Source organism: Bacteroides sp. 1_1_14 (assembly GCF_000162515.1).
GTDB lineage: Bacteria > Bacteroidota > Bacteroidia > Bacteroidales > Bacteroidaceae > Bacteroides > Bacteroides thetaiotaomicron.
Genome location: NZ_GG774714.1, coordinates 83,024 through 88,552, shown reverse-complemented (window position 1 = coordinate 88,552; position 5,529 = coordinate 83,024). Strand labels below are relative to the sequence as shown.

5 protein-coding genes and 1 pseudogene are annotated in these 5,529 nt (G+C 47.6%); all 6 read left to right on the top strand.

Annotated features, from left to right (window positions below; translation table 11 throughout):
- Positions 1-147: pseudogene (locus HMPREF9007_RS26915) on the top strand (UDP-N-acetylmuramoyl-L-alanine--D-glutamate ligase); the annotation flags it as partial.
- Between the two features lies 1 nt (position 148).
- A complete protein-coding gene (locus HMPREF9007_RS01425) occupies positions 149-1,465 on the top strand; it encodes an FtsW/RodA/SpoVE family cell cycle protein (protein WP_008763712.1) in 1,317 nt (438 codons plus the stop codon).
- Between the two features lie 28 nt (positions 1,466-1,493).
- The gene (gene murG / locus HMPREF9007_RS01430) at positions 1,494-2,612 is read left to right on the top strand and encodes an undecaprenyldiphospho-muramoylpentapeptide beta-N-acetylglucosaminyltransferase (RefSeq protein ID WP_008763711.1); all 1,119 of its coding nucleotides are present in this window, start codon (positions 1,494-1,496) and stop codon (positions 2,610-2,612) included.
- Between the two features lie 203 nt (positions 2,613-2,815).
- A complete protein-coding gene (gene murC, locus HMPREF9007_RS01435) occupies positions 2,816-4,219 on the top strand; it encodes a UDP-N-acetylmuramate--L-alanine ligase (protein ID WP_008763710.1) in 1,404 nt (467 codons plus the stop codon).
- An 84-nt stretch (positions 4,220-4,303) separates the two neighbouring features.
- Positions 4,304-5,050, top strand: coding sequence for a cell division protein FtsQ/DivIB (locus HMPREF9007_RS01440; protein ID WP_008763709.1), 747 nt, complete (start codon positions 4,304-4,306; stop codon positions 5,048-5,050).
- A 76-nt stretch (positions 5,051-5,126) separates the two neighbouring features.
- The coding region (locus HMPREF9007_RS01445) for a cell division protein FtsA (RefSeq protein WP_008763708.1) at positions 5,127-5,529 on the top strand (403 nt) is incomplete at its 3' end.

The window sequence follows — 5,529 nt, the reverse complement described above, 5'->3', positions numbered from 1 at the left end:
GGAATGAAGGATGCAGTAGAAGCAGCCTATAAACTGGCAAAGAAAGGAGAAACCGTATTGTTAAGCCCCTGCTGCGCCTCATTCGACCTCTTCAAGAGTTACGAAGACCGCGGCGATCAGTTTAAGAAATATGTAAGAGAATTATAAAATGGATTTATTAAAGAGCATATTTAAAGGCGACAAGGTAATCTGGATTATCTTCCTCTGTCTCTGCCTCATCTCGATTATCGAGGTGTTTTCGGCAGCATCGACGCTGACGTACAAAAGCGGCGACCACTGGGGACCGATAACACAGCACTCCATCATCCTGATGGTGGGTGCCGTAGTAGTGGTATTTCTGCATAACGTCCCCTACAAATGGTTCCAGGTATTCCCCGTCTTCCTGTATCCGATTTCCCTCGTTCTGCTGGCATTCGTCACGCTGATGGGTATCATTACAGGCGACCGTGTCAATGGGGCAGCCCGCTGGATGACCTTTATGGGACTGCAATTCCAGCCTTCGGAACTGGCAAAGATGGCTGTCATCATTGCCGTTTCGTTCATCCTGTCCAAGAGGCAGGATGAAGAAGGAGCCAACCCCAAAGCCTTTAAATACATCATGATCCTTACCGGACTGGTCCTTTTGCTGATTGCTCCGGAAAACCTGTCAACAGCCATGTTGCTGTTCGGTGTCGTATTCATGATGATGTTCATCGGACGGGTAGCGGCAAAGAAACTCCTTCTGTTGGCAGGAGGACTTGTGCTGATTGTCGCACTCGGCGTAGGTACGGTAGTTGCCATCCCTGCCAAAACGCTGCACAATACCCCCGGACTTCATCGTCTGGAGACTTGGCAGAACCGTATCAAAGGCTTTTTTGATAAAGACGAAGTGCCCGCAGCCAAATTCGATATAGACAAAGACGCACAGATCGCCCATGCCCGTATTGCCATCGCTACCAGTCACGTAGTGGGCAAAGGACCGGGAAACTCCATCCAGCGTGATTTCCTCAGTCAGGCATTCTCCGACTTTATCTTTGCGATTGTCATCGAAGAAATGGGATTGATAGGAGGTATATTTGTCGTATTCCTCTACCTCTGTCTGCTGATGCGGGCGGGACGCATCGCGCAAAAGTGCGAACGGACCTTCCCCGCCTTCCTTGTCATGGGTATCGCTTTGCTTCTGGTATCGCAGGCGATACTGAATATGATGGTTGCCGTGGGACTGTTCCCCGTAACAGGCCAGCCCCTGCCTTTGGTCAGCAAGGGAGGTACAAGTACACTGATCAACTGTGCTTATATCGGAATGATATTAAGCGTGAGCCGATATACCGCTCATCTGGAAGAACAGAAAGCGCATGATGCACAGATTCAGATGCAGATAGAAACCGGAACAGCTACTTCAGAAGCACAAGCCGCCGCCGAACCTACTGCACAGATTCTGAACAGCGATGCCAAGTTTGAGGATGAACATGATAGCAGTAAATGAAGATGAACGGATAGAAAAAAGGATTATTATGGAGAAAGAACTTAGAATTATCATCAGCGGTGGAGGCACAGGAGGACATATCTTCCCTGCCGTATCTATCGCCAACGCTATAATAGAGCTGCGACCGGACGCGAAAATCTTATTTGTGGGAGCCGAGGGCCGTATGGAGATGCAGCGGGTTCCCGATGCAGGCTATAAGATTATCGGGTTACCGATAGCCGGTTTTGACCGCAAACATTTATGGAAAAACGTATCCGTACTGATCAAACTGGCACGAAGCCAGTGGAAAGCGCGCAGCATCATCAAAAACTTCCGCCCGCAAGTAGCGGTAGGCGTAGGAGGATACGCCAGCGGACCGACACTCAAAACTGCCGGAATGATGGGAGTGCCGACTCTGATTCAGGAACAGAACTCGTATGCCGGAGTCACCAACAAGTTGCTGGCACAAAAAGCAAAGGCTATTTGTGTCGCTTATGATGGAATGGAAAAGTTCTTTCCTGCCGATAAGATTATAATGACCGGAAATCCCGTTCGCCAGAATCTGACGAAGGATATGCCGGAAAAAGGCGCGGCACTACGTTCCTTTAATCTGCAGCCGGATAAGAAGACAATTCTGATTGTAGGCGGTAGCCTTGGCGCACGTACCATTAACAATACGCTGACTGCAGCCTTAGCTACAATAAAAGAAAACAACGATATACAGTTCATCTGGCAGACCGGAAAATATTACTATCCGCAGGTGACAGAAGCCTTACGGGCAGCAGGAGAACTTCCAAATCTGTACGTGACGGACTTCATCAAGGATATGGCAGCCGCTTACGCGGCTTCCGACCTAGTGATTTCACGTGCGGGAGCCGGTTCTATTTCAGAGTTTTGTCTGTTGCACAAGCCTGTGGTTCTGGTTCCTTCGCCCAATGTGGCAGAAGATCATCAGACCAAGAATGCACTGGCACTGGTAGACAAACAAGCCGCCATCTACGTAAAAGACAGCGAAGCAGAAGCAAAGTTGATGGATGTAGCCCTGAACACAGTAGCTGACGACCGGAAACTGAAAGAACTAAGTGAGAATATAGCCAAGTTGGCTTTGCCCGACTCTGCACGAATCATCGCGCAGGAAGTAATCAAGCTGGCAGAAGCAGAAAACTAGTTGAGGGAATGCAAAAGTCGCAACTATCCCAATTAGGATTGACTAAAAAGTCAGTAGAATCTCCAATCTCCTCCTTCCAGAAGGAGGAGAATGAAAATACTACCGACTTTGGGGGGCATCCCCAATTAAAGGTAGTACCGACTCTGATTAAAACTTGAAATGTTATTTGGAACAAGAATTATAAAAAGAAACAGTATAAAGAAATGAATATTGAAACGATCAAATCAGTCTACTTTGTCGGTGCCGGAGGCATCGGTATGAGTGCACTTGTCCGTTATTTCCTTTCCAAAGGAAAAGTGGTAGCCGGATACGACCGCACCCCGACTCCATTGACTGAAAACCTCATCGCCGAAGGCGCACAAATACATTACGAAGAAAACGTCCGACTGATTCCGGAAGCCTGCAAAGACAAAGAAAGCACTTTAGTCGTATTGACCCCCGCCGTTCCGCAGGAACACGAAGAATTGGTTTATTTCCGCAACAACGGATTCGAAATACAAAAACGCGCGCAAGTACTGGGAACGATCACTCATTCCAGCAAAGGTCTGTGTGTAGCCGGCACTCATGGCAAGACAACCACTTCTACCATGACCGCCCACCTGTTCCACCAATCGCACATAGAATGTACCGCTTTCCTCGGAGGCATCTCCAAGAATTACGGCACCAATCTGCTGCTCTCTCAGAAAAGCCCTTATACCGTCATCGAAGCAGACGAGTTCGACCGCTCTTTCCATTGGCTGTCCCCTTATATGTCTGTCATCACTGCCACAGACCCCGATCATCTGGACATCTACGGAACAGAAAAGGCATACCTCGAAAGCTTCGAACATTATACAACACTGATCCAGCCGGGCGGTGCACTGATTATCCGAAAAGGTATCTCACTGCAACCGAAAGTACAGGCCGGAGTCCGTGTCTATACCTATTCGCGTGACGAAGGAGACTTCCACGCCGAGAATATCCGCATCGGAAACGGTGAAATCTTCATCGACTTCGTTGCCCCCGACACACGTATCAACAATATCCAACTGGGAGTTCCGGTAAGCATCAACATCGAGAATGGTGTAGCCGCCATGGCACTCGCCCACCTCAACGGAGTGACCGACGAAGAGATCAGACAAGGAATGAACAGCTTCCGCGGTGTAGACCGCCGGTTCGATTTCAAGATCAAGAATGACCAGGTAGTCTTTCTGAGCGACTACGCCCATCATCCCTCTGAAATCAAACAGAGCGTGCTGTCTATCCGCGAACTCTATAAAGACAAGAAGATCACAGCCATCTTCCAGCCGCACCTGTACACCCGTACCCGCGACTTCTATCAGGACTTTGCCGATAGCCTGTCGCTACTGGACGAAGTCATTCTGGTAGACATCTATCCGGCCCGTGAGACACCGATCCCCGGTGTCACCAGCAAGCTGATATACGACAACCTCCGTCCGGGCATCGAAAAAAGTATGTGCAAAAAGGAAGAAATACTGAACATTCTGAAAGATAAAAACATTGAAGTATTAATAACTCTGGGAGCCGGAGACATAGACAATTATGTCCCCGAAATAAAGAAAGAACTGGAAAAAATGAAGAACGAAGAGCGAAGAACGAAGAACTAAGAATTTCTACGCTACATCATACAGTCGCGCAGCCAATTCTCAATTCTTCATTTTCAATTTTCAATTCTCAATTAAATAAAAACTATGGTAAAGAGAATCCTTCTATCTATCGTCATGTTGATGCTTATCGCCTACCTCGGCATAGCCATCACCGCTTTCAACCGCAAGCCTGCCGACCAGACCTGCCGTGACGTAGAACTGGTCATCAAGGATACCACTTATGCCGGCTTCATCACCAAAGAAGAAGTGAAAGGCATCCTCCAGCATAAAGGTATCTACCCTATCGGGAAAAAGATGGAGCGCATCTCTACCAAGTCGCTGGAACGGGAACTGAGCAAGCATCCGCTGATCGACGAAGCGGAATGCTACAAAACACCCAGCGGCAAAGTCTGCGTAGAAGTGACACAACGTATACCGATATTACGCATCATGAGTGCCAACGGAGAGAATTATTACCTTGATAATAAAGGAACCGTCATGCCGCCGGAAGCAAAATGCGTCGCACATCGGGCAATTGTCACCGGAAACGTAGAAAAGTCGTTTGCAATGAAGGATTTATATAAGTTTGGTGTATTTTTGCAAAACAATAAGTTCTGGGACGCCCAGATAGAACAAATCCATGTGTTGCCCGACCGCAACATCGAACTGGTACCTCGTGTAGGCGACCACCTCGTCTATCTCGGCAAACTTGAAAACTTTGAAAACAAACTGGCACGCCTGAAAGAATTCTACCAAAAAGGACTCAATCAGGTAGGCTGGAACAAATATTCACGCATCAGTCTTGAATTCAGCAACCAGATTATCTGTACGAAGAGAGAGAGTAATAGGTAATAAGTAATAGGTAACAGGTGATGGGATGAAGTTCTCAAAATAGAAAGTTGAAAATAATTAAATTATAAATAAAGAGATGGCAACAACAGAATTTATCGCCGCTATTGAACTTGGTTCATCGAAGATAACCGGTGTGGCCGGAAGAAAGAACAGTGACGGAAGCATGCAGATACTGGCATACGCCCAGGAAGACTCTTCAACGTTTATCCGCAAAGGAGTGATCTTCAATCTGGACAAGACAGCACAAAGCCTGACTTCTATCATCAACAGACTGGAAGGTGAGTTGAAAAACTCAATCGCCAAGGTATACGTAGGCATTGGCGGACAATCCCTCCGCACAGTCCGCAACGTAGTAAGTCGCGACCTCGAAGAAGAAGCGATTATCTCGGAAGAGCTGGTAAACGCTATCGGCGATGAGAACGTAGCGATTCCGGTAGTCGATATGGATATACTGGACGTAGCGCCGCAAGAATACAAAG

Coding starts and splice junctions, on each gene's coding strand:
- murG (WP_008763711.1), top strand. CDS start 1,494: ATGGAGAAAGAACTTAGAATTATCATCAGCGGTGGAGGCACAGGAGGA.
- HMPREF9007_RS01440 (WP_008763709.1), top strand. CDS start 4,304: ATGGTAAAGAGAATCCTTCTATCTATCGTCATGTTGATGCTTATCGCC.
- murC (WP_008763710.1), top strand. CDS start 2,816: ATGAATATTGAAACGATCAAATCAGTCTACTTTGTCGGTGCCGGAGGC.
- HMPREF9007_RS01425 (WP_008763712.1), top strand. CDS start 149: ATGGATTTATTAAAGAGCATATTTAAAGGCGACAAGGTAATCTGGATT.